The organism is Anaerococcus nagyae, assembly GCF_040364225.1.
In the GTDB taxonomy this organism is placed as follows: Bacteria; Bacillota; Clostridia; order Tissierellales; family Peptoniphilaceae; genus Anaerococcus; species Anaerococcus nagyae.
Map to the genome: position 1 here is coordinate 597,596 of NZ_AP031484.1, position 23,124 is coordinate 620,719.

At 27.3% G+C, this 23,124-nt stretch carries 20 protein-coding genes and 1 pseudogene; 18 read left to right on the forward strand and 3 right to left on the reverse strand.

Features of this window, described 5'->3' with window-relative positions; genetic code table 11:
- Positions 1 to 25: 25 nt before the first annotated feature.
- Together ABXG81_RS02745 and ABXG81_RS02750 are read right to left on the reverse strand one after the other, a co-directional pair.
- Positions 26 to 1,396, reverse strand: coding sequence for a relaxase/mobilization nuclease domain-containing protein (locus tag ABXG81_RS02745; protein ID WP_353529060.1), 1,371 nt, complete (start codon positions 1,394 to 1,396; stop codon positions 26 to 28).
- Complete coding sequence (locus ABXG81_RS02750; protein WP_094202812.1) at positions 1,396 to 1,764, reverse strand: plasmid mobilization relaxosome protein MobC; 369 nt, start codon at positions 1,762 to 1,764, stop codon at positions 1,396 to 1,398. The genes ABXG81_RS02745 and ABXG81_RS02750 overlap by 1 nt, the downstream gene beginning before the upstream one ends.
- A 724-nt stretch (positions 1,765 to 2,488) precedes the next feature.
- Between ABXG81_RS02750 and ABXG81_RS02755 the strand changes: the two genes are divergently transcribed.
- The 18 genes and pseudogenes from ABXG81_RS02755 to ABXG81_RS02840 all read left to right on the forward strand — a co-directional run bounded on the left by ABXG81_RS02755 (position 2,489) and on the right by ABXG81_RS02840 (position 22,278).
- A complete protein-coding gene (locus ABXG81_RS02755; RefSeq protein ID WP_353529061.1) occupies positions 2,489 to 2,920 on the forward strand; it encodes a transposase in 432 nt (143 codons plus the stop codon).
- The gene (locus tag ABXG81_RS02760; protein ID WP_353529062.1) at positions 2,917 to 3,654 is read left to right on the forward strand and encodes a transposase; all 738 of its coding nucleotides are present in this window, start codon (positions 2,917 to 2,919) and stop codon (positions 3,652 to 3,654) included. The genes ABXG81_RS02755 and ABXG81_RS02760 overlap by 4 nt, the downstream gene beginning before the upstream one ends.
- Before the next feature lie 344 nt (positions 3,655 to 3,998).
- Positions 3,999 to 5,018, forward strand: coding sequence for a S8 family serine peptidase (locus tag ABXG81_RS02765; RefSeq protein WP_353529063.1), 1,020 nt, complete (start codon positions 3,999 to 4,001; stop codon positions 5,016 to 5,018).
- 17 nt (positions 5,019 to 5,035) lie between these two features.
- Entirely contained in the window at positions 5,036 to 6,217 is a 1,182-nt protein-coding gene (locus ABXG81_RS02770) for a radical SAM protein (RefSeq protein ID WP_353529064.1), read from the forward strand.
- Positions 6,218 to 6,506: 289 nt separating this feature from the next.
- On the forward strand, positions 6,507 to 7,265 hold the full coding sequence (locus ABXG81_RS02775; protein WP_353529065.1) for a hypothetical protein: 759 nt from the start codon (positions 6,507 to 6,509) through the stop codon (positions 7,263 to 7,265).
- Between the two features lie 22 nt (positions 7,266 to 7,287).
- The gene (locus tag ABXG81_RS02780; RefSeq protein WP_353529066.1) at positions 7,288 to 8,565 is read left to right on the forward strand and encodes a radical SAM protein; all 1,278 of its coding nucleotides are present in this window, start codon (positions 7,288 to 7,290) and stop codon (positions 8,563 to 8,565) included.
- A 5-nt stretch (positions 8,566 to 8,570) separates the two neighbouring features.
- Positions 8,571 to 10,202: an ABC transporter ATP-binding protein gene (locus tag ABXG81_RS02785; RefSeq protein WP_353529067.1), complete on the forward strand. Its 1,632-nt coding sequence runs from the start codon at positions 8,571 to 8,573 to the stop codon at positions 10,200 to 10,202.
- Between the two features lie 248 nt (positions 10,203 to 10,450).
- The gene (locus ABXG81_RS02790; protein ID WP_353529068.1) at positions 10,451 to 10,618 is read left to right on the forward strand and encodes a hypothetical protein; all 168 of its coding nucleotides are present in this window, start codon (positions 10,451 to 10,453) and stop codon (positions 10,616 to 10,618) included.
- A 113-nt stretch (positions 10,619 to 10,731) separates the two neighbouring features.
- The gene (locus ABXG81_RS02795) at positions 10,732 to 13,014 is read left to right on the forward strand and encodes an FtsX-like permease family protein (protein ID WP_353529069.1); all 2,283 of its coding nucleotides are present in this window, start codon (positions 10,732 to 10,734) and stop codon (positions 13,012 to 13,014) included.
- Positions 13,015 to 13,031: 17 nt separating this feature from the next.
- Positions 13,032 to 13,694, forward strand: coding sequence for an ABC transporter ATP-binding protein (locus ABXG81_RS02800; RefSeq protein ID WP_353529070.1), 663 nt, complete (start codon positions 13,032 to 13,034; stop codon positions 13,692 to 13,694).
- Between the two features lie 605 nt (positions 13,695 to 14,299).
- Positions 14,300 to 14,704 carry a sigma factor-like helix-turn-helix DNA-binding protein gene (locus ABXG81_RS02805; protein WP_353529071.1) on the forward strand — a complete coding sequence of 135 codons (405 nt, stop codon included), beginning with the start codon at positions 14,300 to 14,302 and terminating at the stop codon, positions 14,702 to 14,704.
- A 471-nt stretch (positions 14,705 to 15,175) separates the two neighbouring features.
- Positions 15,176 to 15,370, forward strand: a complete 195-nt coding sequence (locus tag ABXG81_RS02810) for a hypothetical protein (RefSeq protein WP_353529072.1) — start codon at positions 15,176 to 15,178, stop codon at positions 15,368 to 15,370.
- Between the two features lie 105 nt (positions 15,371 to 15,475).
- Positions 15,476 to 17,101 carry a recombinase family protein gene (locus tag ABXG81_RS02815; RefSeq protein WP_316709076.1) on the forward strand — a complete coding sequence of 542 codons (1,626 nt, stop codon included), beginning with the start codon at positions 15,476 to 15,478 and terminating at the stop codon, positions 17,099 to 17,101.
- Positions 17,102 to 18,730, forward strand: coding sequence for a recombinase family protein (locus ABXG81_RS02820; protein ID WP_022620683.1), 1,629 nt, complete (start codon positions 17,102 to 17,104; stop codon positions 18,728 to 18,730). It begins immediately after the preceding gene.
- A gap of 18 nt (positions 18,731 to 18,748) precedes the next feature.
- Positions 18,749 to 20,206: a recombinase family protein gene (locus ABXG81_RS02825; RefSeq protein ID WP_353529073.1), complete on the forward strand. Its 1,458-nt coding sequence runs from the start codon at positions 18,749 to 18,751 to the stop codon at positions 20,204 to 20,206.
- A gap of 48 nt (positions 20,207 to 20,254) precedes the next feature.
- Positions 20,255 to 20,959, forward strand: a pseudogene (locus ABXG81_RS02830) (ATPase, T2SS/T4P/T4SS family); the annotation flags it as partial.
- Positions 20,960 to 21,137: 178 nt separating this feature from the next.
- Positions 21,138 to 21,629, forward strand: a complete 492-nt coding sequence (queF, locus tag ABXG81_RS02835) for a preQ(1) synthase (protein ID WP_117520645.1) — start codon at positions 21,138 to 21,140, stop codon at positions 21,627 to 21,629.
- Between the two features lie 4 nt (positions 21,630 to 21,633).
- Positions 21,634 to 22,278: a queuosine precursor transporter gene (locus tag ABXG81_RS02840; RefSeq protein WP_353529074.1), complete on the forward strand. Its 645-nt coding sequence runs from the start codon at positions 21,634 to 21,636 to the stop codon at positions 22,276 to 22,278.
- A 62-nt stretch (positions 22,279 to 22,340) separates the two neighbouring features.
- Here the strand turns inward: ABXG81_RS02840 and ABXG81_RS02845 are convergent, their stop codons facing one another.
- Positions 22,341 to 23,123 (reverse strand): type III pantothenate kinase, encoded by a 783-nt coding sequence (locus tag ABXG81_RS02845; RefSeq protein WP_117520648.1) that lies wholly within the window; start codon positions 23,121 to 23,123, stop codon positions 22,341 to 22,343.
- Between the last annotated feature and the right edge of the window lies 1 nt (position 23,124).

A 23,124-nucleotide genomic window follows, 5' to 3' on the forward strand; every position in this document is an offset into this window, starting at 1 on the left:
TGGACGCAGATAGAAAACTTTACCCCTAATAATTCAATTCATTATCAATATATTTATCAGTATTTTCCCTTAATTGGGCCAAGTTATATATCAAGTTGTTCTTGTTGAAATATTCTACCATAAGGACATCTTTTTTACTTTTATATTCATCGTAAATATTTGATAATTCTTGTATGTTTAAATTTTTATACTTGTTTTTGTCTAAAGTAGTTATTGACTTTTCGTAAGTGATAATTTGAGTTTTATATTCTGTATAAAATTCTTTATCTTTAGAGTTTGATTTATAGACTTCATAAATAGATTTATTTATTTTTAAAGTGTTTAAAGCCTCAATTGCAGTATAGATTTCGTTCAAATCTTTTTCTATATCCTTAATTTTATCTAAAGTTTTTTGTCTGCTAATGGCTTCTTTTTGAATTTTATTTTCTAGATCTATATTAGATGTCAGCCCATACTTTCTGAGTTGATTTAAAGTGTCAGCCATAGTATTCATATTGTGCTTCTTTGCCCATATTTCATAAGCTTTAGAAGATTGTATCTTTTTATTATTTTTTAAGTCTATTAGATTGTCAACTTTTTTGTATGCTTTCGTAGAAGAATCAAAATCAATTTTTACGAACTTTTTATTCATATTATTCTCGATTCTTTCCTTGATCTTTTCATTGGTATAATCTTTTCCAAGAGTAGTTTCTTTAGCACGAATAAATCGTCCTTTTTCTCCTTGCTCTTTATGACGAAAAGATAGGTACTTGCCTAATTTGATTTCGTATCCATATTCTTCCATAGTTTTTAAAAAATTATCATAGCTATTAGACTTTTGAATAGCATGATCAATAGATATTTGAAGTCTATATTTCCAAGATGTCCCTTTTTTAAATTCTATATATTCTTTATATGATTTTCCATTAGTTTTATATTTATTTTTAAACTTCATATAGTCTTCATCTATAACAGACAACTTATATTTTCTACACAAGTCATCACTATAATTTCTAATTTGATGGTAAGATTTTTTATTGCTTTGATAGGCTTTACCTGTATGAAAAGAAACATTATTAAATAGAATATGGTTATGAATATGCTCCTTATCAACATGGGTAGTTATTACGTATTCATATTTTCCTTGCAGTATCTTCTCGCATAATTCAATTCCAATTTTGTGAGCCTCTTCAGGTGTAGTTTCTCCAGGTGCGAAAGCTTGAATTAAATGTCTAGCTAAAACTTTTACCTTAGAATTACATTCTATTTTTGTTTGTTCAAACTCTAAATGAGCAGTTATAGGGTTACAATTTAGAGATGAGATTAGAATTTTTTCGTCTGTTTTATTGCTATCCATAATATAATCAAGGGCAGCTTTTAAGGTAGATTTAATAGGATGAATCTTAGTAACAGCCATTATTTTTTCTCCGTATTAAAATTATTGGAATAAGTAAGAGAGTATATCTTTTTACGCATGGATAAAATATCTTTTGCTTGTTTTTCTAATGATTTTTTCAAATCATCTACATCATTTTTATATATAAGGGATGTTGAGTTTACTCTTTTTGCAATTTGATTTATACTACTTGAAGTACGACTTATATTTGTTGACATTTCACGAAAAACATCCATATCTAGAATAAAGATATCTTTTTCTAAAATACATTTTATAATAAATTGTCTAAGAGATTTGCATTTAGATGCTTTATATTTTTTGTTCAGTAATTCTAATTCTTCATCAGATAGCATTAGATATATTCCGTTATTTCTAGTTCTATTTGCCATAGGTTACCTCCTTTAAATAGTTAAGTAAAAAAAGAAAAACCTGTAAAAGCAAGTATAGCAACTTGTTTTACAGGTTTAATTTATTATATATTCTTTAAGAAAACTCCTGAGTTTTGCTTCTAATTATCTTATATTTTATCACCTTTAAAAAGAATAATCAAATTTCGTATATGAGAGAATGTAAATATTTTTTATAAGGATAGCTAATGCAAGTTAAAAAAAATTAGGGGTTTGGGGATATTCTCCAACAAGCAAAATAGATTAAAACAAACAGTAGCTTTATAGTTGGTTTAATCTATTTTTTCGTAAGTGCATATGCACTTACTGTGCTTGCTCATATACTAATAATATAAGAACAGCTTTAAGCATAGTTCTTAAAAATAAACCTAATCATCTATGATAAAATTATAGATATTAGGGATGAAATGGGATTGTTTTATGTGCTTGCTCATATACTAATAATATAAGAACAGCTTTAAGCATAGTTCTTAAAAATAAACCTAATCATCTATGATAAAATTATAGATATTAGGGATGAAATGGGATTGTTTTATGTGCTTGCTGGGTTTCCAATTTAGGAATTACTCATTTTATAGACTCCACCCTCATTCCATTGCCTTTCATCTTTTCGGTTGGTTAGGTTCATTTATTGATTACCTGTATAACTCGTGAGCCTGTTGTGGTTTTGGATTAACAGGGCATCCCAAATTATAGGAGGTGTATTATGTCAGAAAAAATTGTTGTAGGAATTGATGTGAGTAAGGTTTTCAGTGATATCTGTATTCTATCACCTAATAATGAAATCATCAAAAGACTTAAAATTTCTAATGATATTACTGGTATGAAGTCGCTCATCTATGTACTTGAAAAGGTAGAAGATGAGTATGAAGATAAAGCAGTGATTATCATGGAAGCTACTGCACACTATCATCAAATTTTAGCTAATTTTTTCCGTAAGCATAATTATGAAGTCATTGTAATTAATCCGATTCAAAGTGGAGCATTGAAAAATATCAATATCCGAAAAATTAAATCAGATAAAACAGATGCATATAATATAGCGTTACTATATCGTATTAAGAATTACAACGAAACAATTACACACTCAGATCCGTTAACAGTATCAAAAAGCTTTGCAGACAGCATAAAGAATTGACGGATGAAATTGTGGAACGCATCAACCGATTAATCGCTTTTTTAGATATTTCCTTTCCAGATTTCAAGAAAGCATTTACGGATTTGCAAGGGAAAACACCTTTGTCTTTGCTTGAAAAATATCCTACTATACAGGAAGTATTATCTCCTGAAAATAAGCAAAGTATTATTCAACTGATAAAAGAAAATTCACATAAAAGCAACTCCTATGCCAAAGCAAAATATGAAAAACTATTGAAAGCTGCTAAAAAGTCTATTGAAGTTTGTATAGTAAACCTTAGTTCAGCAGTACTTATTCAAACAACTGTAAAGGTTATTTTCAGTTTACAGGAAGCTTTGAAAGCAATCGATGATGAAATCAAAAGACTATCTCTTTTAGATGAAAAGTTTCATAAAGAAATAGTGCTTTTACAAAGTATTCCAGGCGTTGGAGAGTATACAGCATGTGTCGTTTTATCAGAGTTTGGAGATATATCCAATTTCTCGAAACCAAAAGAATTAGTTGCCTTCTTTGGATTGGATCCAGGAGTATCCCAAAGCGGAACATACAATAGGAAAAACAATAAAATATTCAAAAGAGGATCACCTCATGTTCGCTCAATTCTCCATATGCTGGCAAAATCTAATGTGTATCCAAATCGCAACAGAGAGTATTTAAATCCTGTTATGCGAGCTTATTTTGAAAAGAAAATAGCTGAAAAACCATACAAAGTTGTAATGTGTGCAATTATGTGAAAGATGGTTCAAATTATTTTTGCTGTTCTCAGAAGCCAAAAATCATTTGAATTAAGAACACCCGAAGAACATCAAAAACTAATTCGAGAAAAAAGTAAGTTAGTCGCATAAATTATTAATAGTGTTGCCTCAAAAAATGAAAGTATATGAGACTTGTTTGCTATGTACATTTTTAAGTTTTGTGACTGAAAAATATTTTAACAATTTTTTAAAAATAACTATTGACTTTCCTTAGTTGGTCTACAATTATCCGGAATTCCAGATGGAAGAAAATGTGATATAATAAATATTTTTAGAAGAAAATTTTGTATGTTTTAATGATTGAAGGGGAGGTGGCATATATTATGAAAATAGCTATTATTGATTCTGGGGTTGATCAGTCTTTTTTGCAAAAGGGATGGAGAGTGATAGAATATGTTATTTGTGATGGGAAATTTATTCAATCTAAACGAATAAAGTGTTCAAATCAGCATGGCACAAATGTAGCTAATATACTATCAAGTAAATTATCAAATAAAAATATTGAATTGGTATCTATAAAAATTTTAGATGATGCAAATAAAGGGAAAATGATAGATCTATACAAAGCAATATTATTTTGTATAACAAAAAATATAAAATATATAAATATCAGTCTAGGATATAGCGGGGAAGAGAAAAATAAAATGGATAGATTACGGGAAATTTTTGAATCGGCTTATGAGAATGGATGTTATATAGTAGCGGCATCTAGTAATAGTTTTGGACAAGAATCATATCCCGCAAAATTCGAAAATGTAATTGGAATTTTCACAGGCGAAGAATATGGAATTAAGGTCAATGTGATGAATAAAAACATTGAAATGAATGGTTACTTAGTAGCAGATATAAAAAACAAGAAATTTTTGCGTGGTAATAGCTATATTAGTCCGATATTTCTTTCATATTTGATTTTGTGTAAAGAAAAAAATAATTGTGGTATCAATACCTATATGGAAAATTTAAAGGCAAATTGTAGTATACATAAAAATAATTTTTTTATGTATCGAGATAGTGGTATTGAGCATTTTTTCATTGAAAAGAAAATTTATTTTTTTGGCGATTTAAAATTTAATGATGATGTGGTTATATTAGAATTTTTTAGAAGTATTGGGAAAGATGTTGTTGTCCTAGATGGAGAAGATGTTCATAATATTAATAGGGATGTACATATTAGTCAATTGTATATAGGTTATACATCTGATGGCGTAATTGACAATTTAAAGAGACTGATTATGGATCACAAAGAATTAAAACGTGTAGTAACAATATTTCCGGTTTTTCAAATTTGGGAATTTAATTACATTTGTAGCAGAGGTGTTAGATATATATCTTATTCTATATAATTATTATCATGAAGTGAATGGAGGAAAAGAAAATGGAATGTGCAATATATTTAACCGATGAGTGCAATTTCTCTTGTAGTTATTGCTATGAATCGAACAGAAAACATAAAAGTTTTATGAATGAGTGTGCTGCTAAAAAAAGTATAGATTATATATTTTCAGTTGCAGACAAAAACGAACCAGTGATTATAACTTTTTTGGGAGGCGAGCCTTTACTAAATAAAAAGGTACTTCATTATTCAGTTGATTATATTAATAAATATTATTCCAGTTTTAAAAATAATATTATTTTTAAAATCACAACGAATGCATCTTTAATGAGTGAAGATGATATTGTGTTCTTTAAAAATAATAATTTTTTACTTTCAATAAGCATAGATGGAAATGAAGAAACACATAATAAGAATAGATTAAGCAAAAATGGTGAAAGTTATTATAAAAAAATTATGGAGTATATCAATATTATGATTTATGAAGATGTGGATTTCATAGTTAGGATGACTGTAACAGGAAATAATGTTGAATGGCTTCATGAAAATATAAGATATTTTTTTAATATGGGTGTAAAAAAAGTCAATTTAGGTATTGATAATTTTCATGTATGGAGTGAATGGGAACTTAGAGAGTTCAGGAGTCAGCTGAATGATTTTTCGGAATACTATATTAACAATATTTTTGATAAAGAAGAAAAAAACTTTTACTTGTTTGATAATAAAATAGGCTCATTTTTAGAAAAAAGAAAAGCTATATATTGTAATGCAGGGACAAAATCACATTTTATAATAAATAGTTCTGGCAATATATATCCATGTTCTTTTGTGTCAAATATGGATTTATGGAAAATCGGAACTGTTGATAATGGTATAAATAAGAAATCATTTATCGACTCATTAAATAAAAGTTTGATTTTAAATAATAAAGACAATCCATATATAGAAAAATGTGCAAAATGTAAAATAGCATATTTTTGTAATGCTAAAAAGTGTGGTTTTGGAAATTTTGTTGGCACAGGCAAATTAAACTTTCCGAGTGGTTCGGTTTGTAGCATACAAAAGATAATTTATGAATTAATTTATGATATAATAAAAAAATTAAATAAAAATAAAAACTCAAAATTAGAAGAATACATTAACATAGGAAAAAGTTTAGGGGTAAATTTTTCAGAAGATGCGGGTAAAATATTGGGAGATAGAATATGAATTTTTCAGTCACATTAGAAGTTAATCAAGTGTGTAACCTAAAATGTAAATACTGCTATTTAGGTGATAAAATAATACATTTATGAGTTATGATATAGCAGAAAGGTCAATAGATATGAGCTTCAATAGAGCAAAGAAATTGAAGTTTAATGAAATTCAGTTTGATTTTATAGGGGGAGAACCCTTATTAAGTTTTTTGTTTATAGAGAGATTGGTTAATAATATCGTAAATATAAATTATAAATACAATTTCAAATTATTATTTTCAATTACCACGAATGGGACTATTATGAGTAGACAGATAATAGATTTTCTTGTGAAGTATAACTTTGATATAAAATTAAGTATTGATGGAAACAAAGCTACTAATGATAAAAATAGAATTTTTATAAATTCAAAAGAGAGTGTATATAATAGAATTATGGACAGTATGATATATTTTAAAGAATATGAAAAGTTGACCAAAAAAAGGATTCAAGTTACTAATGTTATTACTAAGAATAATTATGAGAACTATTTTGATTCAGCTATTCACTTGGTAAAAGTTTTAGGGTTTAAATTTATTGATGTAGCTATAGATTATACTGCTGATTGGAATGAAAATGAAATTATGATTATTGAATCAGGAATAGAGAGGCTTTTAATTGAATGCTTAACAAGTAAAAGTTTTTATTTTACTGATATAGGAAATATAGCATCAAAATCGAAAAAAGTATGTAAATGTTATACTTGTGGAGCGGGGATTATAAGTATATATATAAGAACTAATGGTACAATATTTTGTTGTCCAACTAATTTGAATAAGAATGTTTGCTTAGGTGATGTCTATTCAGGAATAGATGAAAATAAGATATTATTTCTGTACAATTTTGATGAAGTAAAAAATGACATATGTCAAAATTGCAAAATTTATGATTACTGTTCAGTTAAAGGTTGTGCGATGGGGAATATATTGGAAAATAATGACATTAATATTCCATGTAAATTCTTGTGCAAGTTAGAAAAATTTTACTATAATTTGAGCAAACGATATAAAATAAATATCTAAGAAGTAAGAGAAAGGGGAAAAAATGATTTCTTCAATGGAACATATACATTTAATCAAAGAAAAAGATAATATAGTTCTAATTAATAAAAAGAATTTAAAATGGGCAAAAATTACTGCTACGGAATTCTTTGCATTAAAAAGTCGGATTGAACAAGATTTTGATTTTAGAGAAAAACTTATCCAAAATAATTCTTTATTCGCACGAGAAACAAGTTTGCACCAAGATATTGACATAAAAAGCATTTACTATATTGTAACAAGACTATGTAATATGAACTGTTCATTTTGTTCTATGGCATCAGGGAAAAATATTAATACTTACGATAACCTTAAGGTGGAAGATTTTAGAGATAGAGTAGTGGATAAACTTAAATATCTTAATCCTAAAAAAATAGTTATAAGTGGTGGAGAGCCATTAACTAGAAATGATTTAGTTGATATAGTTAGAGAAATTAGATGTAAATTGCCGAATGTATTTATATTGCTACAAACTAATGGGCTACTGTTAAGTCATAAAATTTGGAAAGATATAGAACAGCATATATCAGGAATTGAAATAAGCGTAGAACATTTATTGAATGATGGTTTTGTGGTGGATGATGATTTATTGCTTGATATTTCAAACTCAAAGGTTAAGTTGTATTTTTCTTATGTTTTCGACATTAATAAGGAAAATGATATAGAGAGAGTTTTAAAATTTGGATTAAGATACAATGCAAAAGTTTCGTTTAGAATTGCATCGGAAATAGGTTTGTACAGTTTAGAAGTCAATAATAAAATAGCAGAAGTAAAAATATTAGATATGTACTTAGTTATAATTGATTTCATTGTTAAAAATAAACTTAATGAACCAGAAATAATTTCAGATCTCATTTTTGATTTAAAAGTAGGAAAAAGTTGTGGTGCTAACGGAAAAACACTTACTATATTGCATGACGGTTATTTAACAATATGCCCTAATTTAAGAGAGCCTGAATTTAAATTTGGACATATTCTAGAAACAGAAAAGACAGTTATTAGAGAAGATTTGAAAAGGCTATTGAATTGTAGAGATATTTTAAATGTGTTAGATGTTGAAAGAATAGATTATTGCACAGATTGTGAATATAAGTATTTTTGTGTAGGAGTATGTGCAGGAGAAAATTCTGCGGGGAAAATTAACTATGATCCTAAATGCACAATCAAGAAAATATTGATTAAATTTAATTTATTTTACTATGACAACACTAAAGATTATATATTCAATTTAAACAAGTTAAGGAACTTAATAGAAAGTGAAAAAAGGAAGATAATAGGATAATTATTATGAAAAAGTATTTATCATTCGTGAAAAAATATGCTCTAACTAGCAAATTGAACATATTCATTATCATTTGCATTCTTATTACACAAAATATCCCCGCTTTAGTAATACCCATTCTTTATAAAAAGATAATTGATGTATATTTACCAAATAAAGATATTGATTTTACGATAATGTTTTTAGGCATTATTTTAATAATGAATATAGGTAAACTAATCTTAAATATACTTAAAGATTATGAATCTGCATTGTTCTCTGAAAATATAGGTAAGAATATCAGGATTGATTTAATGAAAAAAGTTATTTTTCTTCCTTACGGATATTTTGATAATAACAATATAAGTAACTTCTTATCAAAATATGATAAAGAGGTAAATACATTGATAACTGATTTGGGATATATGCTTATTAGACTCATTAGTTCGTTGATATCAATCTCTATGACTGCCTACATGATTGTATATCTAAGTGGTAAATATTTAATTGCATTCGCATTTGTTTTTGTGGTTTTTTTGAAAACAAGTGTACATTTTGGCAAAAAGGTTTCTAAGAGAGCTGAAGTTTTTTTTGAAAAAAACAATAGTTCACTTTCTGTAATAAGCGATAATTATAGAAATATCCCATTAATTAAATTGTATAATGGCTATAAGTTTGCAATTAAAAGATTCAACGAAAAATATAACTCTCAGTTTTGCTCAAAAATAAAATTAGAAATTATTAATTCTGTCAATATAAATGTTAGTGGATTTTGGATATTTTTTCTTACATTTGTAGCGTGGGTGATTGGTGTTAATGATATAATGAAGGGTGCATTAACAATAGGTGGACTTATAGCAATTATAGACTATTTAAATATGCTTATGTCTCCGATGAATTTTATACCACAGTTCATTGGAAGTTACAGGGAGTCTTTGGTGGCAATAGAGAGAATAAATTCATTTCTAAATCAAAATGATGAAAAAAATGAATTGCAAAAAATAGTCTATAGCAAAGGTAATATTTCTAAAGTGCTTGTAAATAATGTATCTTTTGGATATTCTAAAGACAGAAATGTTATTAGCAATCTGAATTTAGAATTTAATAAGGGAAATATTTATGGACTGATTGGTAAAAGTGGGTGCGGAAAATCCACTCTTATAAAGCTATTGATAGGGTTGTATGCACCAAACTCTGGGGAAATAACTGTTAGTAAAGATGGAGAAATGCTAACTCCAATTCAAGTAAGAGAGGACTTTGGATACTTGCCACAAGAATCTAGTTTTTTTGAAGATACCATTTACAATAATTTATGTTTTGATAGTGAAATAGATAAGGACTTAATAATTAAAGAAAGTAAAAAAATTGATATTTTTCAAGAATTAAATAATATGGACGAAAAATTAGACACTAAGATTAATTATGAAAATTCCAATTTATCAGGTGGGCAGAAGAAAAGATTGGATTTATTAAGGATCTTAATACGAGACAAGAATATTATAATATGTGATGAAGCAACAAGTTTTTTAGATGATAAAAGGAAAGAATATTTTTATAGAACTATAAATGAAATAAAAAAAGAGAAAATCATCATTATTATCACGCACAATAATGATGAAAGTAAATATTTTGATAAGATATATGAAATTGGAACATAATGAATTGATATTCAGTATATAGACAGCAATATTTATATCTTATTACATTATACAGAAGTTGAAGAGATTAAAATACGCATCATATATGGAAAGATAAACTAGTAGGTAAGAATAATTTTGGCAATAAATATGGAAATAAATTAAAATAGAAAAATGGATGGTATTGTGATATAATACTGATTGATAGGAGAGGTGGAAGAACTTTTATTTAATTTGTAGAATGCATAAGTTGCAGGGAGGGTATACTGATGGATGATAAACTTAAGAACAATGATAACAGAGTCGAAAATGTTAATGTTGAGGAAGTTTTAGAAAACCTTGATGTACAAGGATATGAATATTGTTCATCCCATAAGCAAAAGTGTTTAAATGATTGTTGGTTCTTGCACAATTCAGTAGCATCTGATGTTGAGTAGAAGTGCAAAATTAAAAAGATTGTAAAATAAAAGAAATATAGTTATATGAATAATTAAATATTTTGAGTTCTCCCACTAACCTCCTAGATTTTATGAAAATATAGGAGGTTTTTATGCATAATTTTATTGATGTTCTTTTTAAGAGAGAGAGACAATACTATAAAAGCAATTGGCAAATATTAACTGCTTTAGTTGTTATACTTACTGCATTAATGTCACTTTTGATTTTTCTTCCGTTAAATGATATAAACAACTTTAATAATTCTATTCCTTACCATATGCAAGTAGAAAATGCATCCAAACAAATGGTAAGCAAAATGAAAAAAATGGATAATATTGCAGAAGTTGGGATTAGAAGCAATTTGTTTATGGCAAAAAATATTAATTCTAGCATTGAATATTATGATAAGACTGCTATGAAACTTAATAACATTATATTGAAGGAAGGAAAGCTTCCAAGCAAGTTTGATGAAGTTATCTCTACAAATATTAAAAAAAATTTGGGAGAGAAAATAAATGTTCAATGGATTGCTAGAGATGGAAAACTGCAATCTCAAGAGTTTGAAATTGTTGGTATTGCAAAAAATCATCTAGTTTCAGAACGAAATAATGATATAGTTATAGTTTCTGATACATTTGCAAGTCAAAATAATATTGGAGATGTTGATTTAGAAGCATATGTTTTGTTAGATAGTACGAAGCAAGAGGAAATAGATGCGGTAAAAAAACAGATGGGAAAAATAGGCATTGAGACTAAAAATATACATGTAAACACATATTATTTATACGGGTTATTGGGCAATAAAACTCAATTATTGGTTCTATGCATGTTTGGAGTGGGAATTATTTTTCTTTGTAAATCTCTGATTTCTGCTATCTATACTATTTTTATTGAAGAGGATAAGGAATATTTTTATAAGCTAAAAGTATTAGGTCTTAGTTCTGACCAATTTAATAAATTAATAAAAAAAAGGTTTTTATATTTAATAAGAGTGACAGGTATAACATTATTTTTTTTGTTTATTATAACAACAATATTGTTTAAGTTTTTTGAAATACCATATTCAAAAATGATATTCGGTTACGTCAGTATCTATGTTTTCAGTGCTATGTTTTTTGCTTTGAGGGTGATATTTAGTAACAAAACAAATTATGCAAAAGAAAATAGCAAGTATTCATGTGGATATGATTTATCAAATTTGAGAATTAATAAAAAAATTTTAAACATTAATGCAAAGTCATTGGCGAAGAGGAATCATTTAGTTTACAAGAAGAGATATAAGGCCATATTGAAAAGTATGAGTATTGTAATGATATTTTTTATTATGATTGGAACTGCATTTAATTCTATAAATTTACCTGATAGATTAAGGCAGGTATTTCAGTATGATGAAAGCTTTATAATATATCCAGAAATGAATAATCAATATAACCAAATAGATCAATTCCAGGATAAAAATCCATTTAATGAAAATTTTATTGATAGATTGAACAGCATAAATGGTGTAAAGAAAATAATCTATAACAAAAGAATATTTGCTGAAATAAAAAATTCTGCTGGAGAATCATACAAAGAAATATTTGAAATTATAAATAGTGAGAAAAAGCATGAAATGGAAAAAAATTTGATAGAAGGGGATTTGAATAATAGTGGTATAATTTTAAATGGAGATAAGCTGTCAAAAGAGGGGATATCTTGTAACATAGGAGATGTTTTAACACTGGTTGAAAAGGAAGGTAAAAAGATAGAAATACCAGTAGTTGCTGTTGTTAATAATTCTAATTCAAGGGAAGAAATTTATATAACAGATGACATCATATCAAGCCTAGTTAGAGAAAAAAACTATATCTATTCTATATCTATTCTATGTGAAAATAATTACAAACACAATGAAATAAAAAATAATTTGGAAATACTATTAAGTGACTATCCTAGCTTGCAAATAAGAGATTATTATGTTCAGTTAAATAATCTAAATGACACATTTAGAAGTGTGTACTTGAGTTTAAGTGGAATTCTTATTATTTTACTCCTTATTTCGGTTGCTAGTTTTATAAATATAGAAAGAGTTAACTTGTTACAAAGAAAAAAAGAATTTGCACTATTACAAATAAATGGAATGCATAAGGATGATATTCTAAAAAGTGTCTTATATGAAGGTTTTGGATATATAAAAAAAATTATACTTATTGTACCTTTGCTGAGTATTGCACTATCATATATCTTTGTATTTTCTTTAAATAAATTTGCAAAGTTATCATTCTTAAAATACAACTACTCTTTAATAAGTTTATTGCTGGTAATTGTCTTGATATCAGCTATTGTTGTTGTGATATCATGTTATGAGATAAGTAGGCAAAATAAAGAGAATATAATTGAAAGAGTACATTTATAAATTAGAGGAGATGCGAAATGATTGAGATAAAAAATTTAACTAAGATTTATAGCAATGGCGAAGAAAAATTTAAAGCACTTGATGGTATATCATGTAGCATTAAAACTGGTGAGTTAACTTTAATTATAGGTCCGTCTGGTTGTGGAAAAACCACTTTTTTAAATATTGTAGGGTTATTAGAAGACATGACCGATGGAGAGATTATTATTGATGATATAAATATCAATGAGTTGAATGATGAAAAAGAAAAATTTAATTTTAGACGAGAAAAAATAGGTTTTATCTACCAAGATTTTAACTTAATTCAAAGTCTTACAGTTTATGAAAATATTATTTTAACGGCATCATTAAAGGGAATGTATGTGGATGAACAGACAGTTGATGATATTGCTAGCAAGTTAGGAATATCTGAAAAACTTAATCAATTTCCATCTAAATTATCTGGAGGTCAAAAGCAAAGAGTAGCAATAGCACGTGCACTATGTGCTAAAAACTCGATACTATTGGCTGATGAGCCAACAGGAAATTTAGATACAAAAACATCTGCGGATGTTATGAAAATATTTCTTGATTGTATTCATAATTTTGGAGTTACAATTTTGATGGTTACTCATAATCTAGACTTTATTAAGTATGCTGATAAAGTTATAGAGTTTGTTGATGGAAAAATTGTATCATAATCTTCAGTTGTTTGATATGTTTATGGAATAAACTATAAGTTCTTTTTTATCATTGATATAGTGAACGAAGGGGTTTGTATAAAATATTGAAGAAGGGGAAGATTAAAATGATTAAAGTGTCTTTGTCAATAAGAAACTACTCTAATATTAGCAGGAAAATAACATTAATTAGGAGAACTTTCTAAGTATGTACTTTTACTATATTTATGTCAGTATATTGCTAGGATATGTATAACTATGTATGATTTATCTCTCTTTATAATTTTCAACTTTATGATAAATGATAGGAGGTATTTTATTTCATAATTAAGGGGTGTATTATAGCTATTCCAGTTTTATCAAAAGTAAAGCAGAAATAGGTAGAGATGTATATGGGTAGGATATTTTTATCAACAAGAAAATACCATAAGTATATTTTGAGTGTTTCTGAAGTTGGGTCAATTACTATCTATTGCCCTTTTTAAAGTAGTAAAAACTGAATATAAGGAAAGTCAAAGTGCTTTCATCTACTTGTGTTTAAGAGGATTTCGCATGTCAAAATGCCGAGATCCTCCTTTTTTATGCTCAAAAATCGGAAAAATGAGTAAAAAAAGGAGGATCAAAGGATGTCAGACAAAGAAAAATATATTTATGTAAACGGAAAGAAAATATATGTAAGTGATGAAATATATCAAGAATATAAAAAACTTAAAAATCATGAAGAATATCTACAAAGAATAGATGGGAAATATATAGATTATAATTTTCGAGGAGTAAACGATTCCATAGAAAACATAGAAGACAAAAAAGTAGATATTGAAAAAATAATAGAAACTAAACTAAGGTTAGAAGATCTATATAAAGCACTCGATAAATTAAACGAATATGAGAGAAGAATAATTATTGCCCTATATTTTGAAGAGAGAACTATTAGAGATTTAGCGAAACAAGAAAAAGTATCTCCTAAGAAAATATTCAGCCTTAGAAATAAAATATTACAAAAACTAAAGAAAATAATTGAAAGAGAATAATAAGAAGATATCAACGGGGAGCAGTCTTTGCTCTCTATTTTTTGTGAAAAAATTAAAAAAATTCTAAAAAAATGGAAACAAGAGGCCTAAAAATTAAGGTTTATATATAGAGGGATATTTTTATCACTCGATTTATACAGATGAAAGAATTGAACCTTGACAACTGCATAGACCACGATAGGACGTTAACCAAGTATGGAGCGATACAAACTACGCCAAGATCTTTCTGCTTAAAAGATTAGGTTTAAATGGATACTCAAAAAAGAATTGAAGGATAAAAGAAAGAGAGCGACAAATAGTACCTGTAAATCAGAAATGGCTTTCTGTGCTATGAAATACTTGGGGATAATGATACTTCTAAAGTTGATGCCGGCTCATCTAAAAAGAGGCGGAGGTGAAATTCCTATGCTGTCTGCCAAGACACCTACCAAAGTCATAAAACTTAACTGTTTATTTAAGGAGCTTAGAAGTATGAATAACTTAAATTTAGATGAACAAAAAATAAAAGAAGGTATACAAAATGAAAGCTTGAAAAAAGAAGAAAACACAAGTGATAAAACTTACAACATAGATGGCTACAAAGTACTATTTACATTTAAAGATACAGGTCTAACATTAAGCGACATAGTAGAATCATATATAGAAGAAAAACTATTTATTTTTTAATAAAGAGTATTGAAATAAAAAATAAGGAGCGTTATACTTTGATTGTGGAAGCCTAACCTTCATTTAATTTTGTATCTAAAGAATAAAATGAAGGAGGGCTTTTTTATGTGCAAAAGTAAAGCTTGTATTTATTTAAGATTATCAAGAGAAGATGGAGATGTAGAAGAAAGCAACTCAATATCAAATCAAAGAGAATTAATTCATAACTATGCAAATAAGCAAGGAATAGAAATTTTAAAAGAATTTGTTGATGATGGTTATTCAGGAGCTACCTATAATCGTCCACAATTTAATGAAATGATAAGAAGTCTTGAAAATAAAGAATTCGACACTTTAATAGTAAAGGATTTATCAAGATTTGGAAGAGATTATATAGGAGCAGGACGATATATTCAAAAAATATTTCCAGATATGCAGGTTCGATTTATATCCATAACAGATAATTATGATAGCCAAAATGCAGATATGAATGATACACACCTTATATTACCAATAAAAAATTTCATAAACGATAGCTATTGTAGAGATATATCAAATAAAGTAAGAAGTGCTCAAAAAGTTAAGAGGGAAAAAGGAGATTATATAGGTGCTTTTGCTCCATATGGATATAAGAAGAGCAAAGAAAATAAGAATAAACTAGAAATCGATGAAAAAGCTGCTGAAGTAGTAAAAAGAATATTTGGAATGAAATTGTTAGGATATTCTTCTAATTCTATAGCATACCATTTAAATGATCTTGGAATCGATTCTCCATTAATTTATAAGGAAAAATCAGGATTAAATTTTAATGGGGGATTTAGACCGATTAAAGGCGGAAAGTGGTCAGTTAACTCTATAAATAGGATTATCAGAAATAGAGTATACATCGGTTATATGGAACAAGGAAAAAGGATTAAATTAAACTACAAAAGCGAAAAAGAAATTTGTGTAAATCCTAATGATTGGGTCATAGTTAAAAATTGCCATGAAAAAATTGTATCAAAAGAGATATTTAATATAGCAAATAATTTATTAGATAGAGATGTATGGCAAGCTAGAAATAAAAATCCAGATATTTTTGCTGGTTTAATGTTCTGTAAAGATTGCGGATCACCACTAATAAGAAGAGAAATAAAAAGTGGAGACAAAAAGATAGTTCAGTATATATGCTCAAATTATAACAAAAATGGTTCTTGCACTAGACATGCTGTAAAAAAAGAAGAACTTTTAGAAGTAATTAAAGAGATATTTACTCAATATATATCTTTTCAAGAGTTGCTATATAAGAAAATTAAAAATAAAGAAATAAAATTATCTGCTATTGATTATGAAGGACGTGAGTTAATAAGACAAAAAGAAAAGTACGAAGCTATACTATCTTGTCTATATAGCGATTTAGAAGATAAAATATTGACAAAAAATGAATTTAATAGGTTTAGAGAAGCTTATAAAAGTAAAATTAAAGAAATTGATAAAGAAATACAAAATAGAGAAAATATAAAATCTAATGTGTATAAACTTCTAGAAGAAAACAAAAAATGGATCAATGAAATTAAGAGAAATAAACAACTAAATAAAATCGACAGATTATCATTAGTTATGTTGGTAAATAAGATCGTTATTGGAGAGAATAAAGAAATCCAAGTAGTATTTAATCATGCAGAAGAGTTTAAAATACTCAATAAAATGATAGCAAATGATAAGGAGCTAGATTCTTTAAAAAACATTTCTTCAGCTAGGAGGATAAGCTAAATGGCTAGAACTAGTAAAAGATATTTAAATAAAGATAACAAAGTAGCTCTATTATCTAAAAAAGAAACTAAATATAGAGCAGGAATATATACACGATTATCTCAAGATAGAAAAGAAAAGTATAGGAATAAAAGTGAATCTATTGATAGCCAAATAGAAATAGGAAGAAAGTATGCAGAAGAAAATGATATACAAGTAGTAAAAATTTACGAAGATTATGAATTCACAGGCACAAACTTTAAGCGTCCAGGATTTATAGAGATGATGGAAGATATTAAGTCAAAAGAAATTAATTGTATTATAGTAAGAGATCTTTCAAGATTTGGAAGAGAATACTTAGAAATAGGTAACTATATAGAAAATATATTCCCATTTTTAAAAGTTAGATTCATATCTGTTATAGATAAAGTAGATTCTTTAAATGGGCTTGATGATAAGAAAAGCTTTGAAGTAACAATTAAAAATATCATGAATGATATGTATTCAAAAGACATATCAAAAAAAGTTAGAAGTTCTAAAAAAGAATTAATGAAGAAAGGCTACCATATTGGTGGGAAGCCACCTTTTGGATATATATCAGTAAAAACAGAAGGTGGAAGTGTATTTAAAGTTGATGAAAAAGTAAGAGATGAAATAGTTTATATCTTTGAATTAGCTAATAATGGAGCAAGTATGGTAACAATAGCTAGAGAATTAAATAAAAAAAGATATAATCCGCCAAACATTTATTACAAAACAGGAGAAGTATATAAAGACAAAGAAACGAATCCTGGATGGAGAAATTGGTCTATTCAAAGAATTTTAAAAAATGAAGCGTATATTGGAAATTTAGTCCAAGGTAGATACACAAATATGATAGAGGATGGTAGTAGGAATAAAATAAGATCAGAAAAAGAATGGATAAGAGTTGAAGATAGACATGAAGCAATTATAGACAAAAAAGTATTTCAAAATGTTCAAAAACAATTAAGAGATAAATATGATAAGAGTTTTGGAAAATACTTGATACCAAAATATGAAGGAAGAGAAGATTGCTTTTACGGATTGCTATTTTGTGGCATGTGTGGAAATAAGTTATATAGATACTACTCTGTTTCTTGTGGCAGAAGATATTACTACTATGGTTGTAGAAATCTAGAAGAGGATAGGAGTAATAACCATGTGGTTATCTCAGAGATACAGTTAAAAAGCATATTAAATGAAGAAATAAAAAAATTAATGGAAGAAAACATTAGCTTTGAATGGGTTGAAGAAACTCTTAAATCAAAATATGAAAGTTTAAAGCAAAATAAGATGAAGTCCTTAGAATCTATGGACAAGAAAATAAAAGATCTTGAATATGAAATATTAAAAACATATGAAAAATATTGTCAAGGACAAGTTAAAATTGATTACTATAAAAAAATCAGAGAAGTTAAAAATAATCAAAAGAACACAATTGAAAGAGAAAGACGAATAGTTGATACTCAACTAACCAAATTAAAGAATAAGTATTTAAAAGGAATTGAGTTTTCAAAGAACTTATATCAACTTGACAGGGAGCAATCTGGATATTATAGGAGCTTAATTGATAAGATTATTGTTCATAAAGATAAAAAATTAGACGTATACTTTACTTTCACACTTTAAAAGTCAGAGGAAATCAAGATGTATAAAATAGGAATTTACATGAGATTATCTAAAGAAGATTATGAAAAAAATGAGGAAAGTAATAGCATAAAGAATCAAAGACAATTAATCTTATCATATATTGATAAAAATTTTTCTGATTTTTGTGTAGATAATAAGATTGAATATATAGATGACGGTTATTCAGGTATGAATACAAATAGACCTGCTTTTGAACGATTAATGGAAGATATAAGAGATCTAAATACCAATTGTATTATTGTAAAAGATTTATCTAGATTTTCAAGAGACTATATTGAAACAGGAAACTATTTAGAAAATATTTTTCCCTTTTTAGGGGTAAGATTTATCTCTATCAATGATGGATTTGATAGTAAAGATAATTGTAACGGAACCATTGAAATTGACACTCAATTTAAATCATTACTTTACGATTATTATAGTAAAGAACTTTCAGAAAAAATAAAGCTTACTTTGAATTCACTAAAGACAAAGGGAAAGATAATTAACGAAGCACCTTTTGGTTATGTTAAAGATCCAAAAAATAAATACAAAATCATAAAAGATGACATATCTGCTAAAGTAGTAAGAAAAGCTTTTGATATGATATTAGAAGGACATTCTCAGGGAAGTATAGCTAAAAATTTTAATAAGGAAAAATATCTTACAGGATCTGAAAGAAAGAGAGTATTAAGAGGAGAAAGTCTAGAAAATTATAAAAAGATTTTGTGGACCACAGGACAGATAAGTAGAATTCTAAGAAATGAATCTTACACAGGAGTATTTTTATATAATAAAACGTACAAAACTCCAATAAGAAAAAGTATACCAAGACCTAAAGAAGAATGGGGTAGAATACAAAATGCTTTTGAACCAATTATTTCCAAAGAGGAATTTAATAAAGTTCAAAATATATTAAATCAAAGATCGTTTCCGGCTCATAATGATGCAAGAGATGTGGATAGCCCTCTTAGGTCAAAAGTAATATGTGGTGTATGTGGGCATAAAATGAAGTTTGATTACAGAGCAGTTGTTGGTAAAAATGGAAAAAAATATGACTGTAGATTTAGATGTAGAATATGTAGTTTAAATTCAAAGTCAAATTCCATTAGTTCAAAGACAGTCGAAAGTTATGTGTTGGAGAGTTTAAAAAGAAGAGGTGTAAAATTAGAAGAAAGAAAGACTATTAAAAGTAAAAAAATAGATCAAGGAAAAGTGAATGCACTAAAATTTGAAATACAAAAGAACTACGAGTTATATTTAGATTCTAAACTTACACGAGAAGAATTTCTAGAAATTAAGAATAATATAAATGAACAATTAAGTAGTTTAAAAGAGGAGTCTGAAACTAAAGATAAATTAGAAAATATTACTATGTGTAATATAGACTTAAAATTAACTAATGAAATCGTTGAAGATAACATAAAAGAGATTATAGTAGACGCCTCAAAAAACATAGAAATTGTCTATAAATAATGTGATATAATTATAAGCAATAACTTGACACAATAGGGTAAGTCTACAAGTCTTTATTCACTTTTAGATAGCTTAAAAAATGAATATGAAAATATAATAACGATAGAGGACCCTGTAGAATACAATATTGAAGGCATAAATCAAATTAATGTAAATGAAAAAATAGATTTTACTTTTTCTAAAGCGTTAAGATCTATATTAAGACAAGACCCTGATATAATATTGGTTGGAGAAATAAGAGATTATGAAACAGCACAGATAGCTATAAGAGCAGCTATTACAGGCCACTTGGTCCTTACAACACTACATACTAATAATGCTCTATCTTCAATAATTAGGTTAAAGGATTTAGGAATAGAAGATTATCTTTTATCATCAGCTATAAACACAGTAGCTAGTCAAAGATTGGTTAGAAAACTTTGCGATTGCAAAAAAAGTTATCATATGACAGATGTGGAATATGCGATAGCTAGTAAATATATGGACGTTGATAGAAATCAAGTAGTTTATAGGGCAAATGGCTGTGATAAGTGTAATGAAGGATATAGGAATAGAGAAGCAGTTGAAGAAGTATTTACGCTTACAGATGAATTTAGAGATATGATTAGAAACGATAAGATAGATTTAGTTAGTGTGAGTGAGTATGCTAAGAAAAATAACTTTGAATCCATGTTTTATAATGGATTAAAAAAAGTTTTTGATGGTACTACTAGCTTTGATGAACTTATCAATGTAATGTATGATCAAATATGATTTATAATTTTTCTCTTGCAAAACTTCAATAGTTTTTATATAATATCAGCTAGACAGTTCGAAACCATCCTGTCTATAAACAAAACTAGGGAATCTAAAAGGATAGGTATGTCCATTTATAGTTTTTCCTAGAGATGTTAAAGCATCTCTTTTTTAATGCGATTTTTAAGGAGGAATTATGAGAAAAGAAGATGATATGAAAGATATAACTCTTTTGGGTAATCAAGATAATAAATACCCAGATGACTATGCTCCAGAAGTACTTGAAGTATTTGATAATAAGCATCCTGATAATGATTACTTTGTAAAATTCAACTGTCCTGAGTTTACTTCACTATGTCCTATAACAGGCCAACCAGATTTTGCAACTATATACATATCATATGTACCAAGTGAAAAAATGGTTGAGAGCAAGTCTTTAAAATTATATTTATTTAGTTTTAGAAATCACGGAGATTTCCACGAAGATTGTATGAATATAATTATGAAAGATTTGATAAAATTAATGGCCCCAAAATACATAGAAGTATGGGGTAAGTTTACTCCAAGAGGGGGTATTTCTATAGACCCATATTGTAACTATGGGAAAAAAGGTACTAAGTGGGAAGAAATAGCCTTTAATAGACTAGCAAACCATGACCTATATCCAGAAAAGGTGGATAATAGATAAGTTTATGGAAAAAAATAAAGATAATACTATAGACAAGTCTTTAAAATATAGACTTTATCTATGGAGTTTTTATTCAGTTTCTATAGTGATGAAAAATATTTTTGCAACTAAGACTTTTAGAATTGGATATATGCAAGCCCCAACTGGTTATATTTTTGAACCGATAAGTTTCATAGCCCAGGATGTTGAAACAGAAACAAAAGGATACAAGTCTGCTAAAGTAATGATAATATTAGGCTTTGTTTTAAACCTCATAGTAGCCTTAGCAGGCCAGCTTGCTATTTTACTTCCAAATGCAAGTGGACCTACTATACAATCGTCATTTGAAGTTATACTTGGCAATATGCCTAGGCTTTTTGTAGCAAGCTTAACCGCATATCTTGTAGGCGGTACTTTAAATTCTAAGATCATGGATAATCTCAGAAAAAGTAACGATAATAGTTTATTTTTCAGAGCTATAACTTCTACAATTGTAGGACAATTTGCAGATAATATAATTTTTACAACTCTTGCTTTTGCTGGAACTATGCCATATGGACAAATAGTTAGCATGTCCTTATCAATGACGGTTCTAGAAACGCTTTATGAGATAGTTTTTTATCCTATTACAAAATTTACAATTACAAAGATAAAAGAAATTGAAGGATAAAAAAGCTGCTAGGGATACGATTTACTAATTTTTAGTTATTTGTATACCAAGCAGCTTTTTCGCTATTTCAAATTATTTTTATTTAATTCATAAATGTATTTTAGACCATTAAGTCCTAAAGTTGTATCTTTTTTTATATCAAACTTACTATTAATTAATAAATCGGAATGTACACCAGTGGTCAATATTACGGTGTTAGATTTTTTTAATTCATATTGATCTACAATATTATTGACAATTCCCAAAACCGCATTTTGATATCCATAATATATACCGCTTTGGATTGAGCTAATAGTATTATTTCCTAAAAATTTATCAGACTTTTTTATCTCCACTTGAGGTAATTTTGCACTTTGTCTGTGAAGTGAATCTTCAAATAAATCTATACCTGGTAAGATTAATCCTCCCAAGAACTCTTTTTTTGAATTAATATAATCAACTGTAGTAATACTTGAAGCTGATATTACTATAATATCACCATCATAAGTTTTACTAGCTGCAACAGCCCTTATAATCCTATCTGAACCAACCTCTTTTGGACTCTCACATTTTATATTAAGACCAGTCTTAACCCCCGAAGATATTAATATCGGTTTTTTATTGGTAATCTTTTGGGAAATTTCTTCATAGCGAATTGACAGCTCTGGAACTACTGAAGAGATTATTATATCATCAATATCGCTTAAATTTATTTTTTTATCTAATAATATTAACTTTATCGTAAGTTTGGTTTCTTCAATAGATCTATTTTTATCTGTTACTATTGAAAAGCTATCGAGCATTTGATCAAAATTAAATATTCCAAATTTAGTAAATTTATTATCTATATCAATTGCAAGTAACACC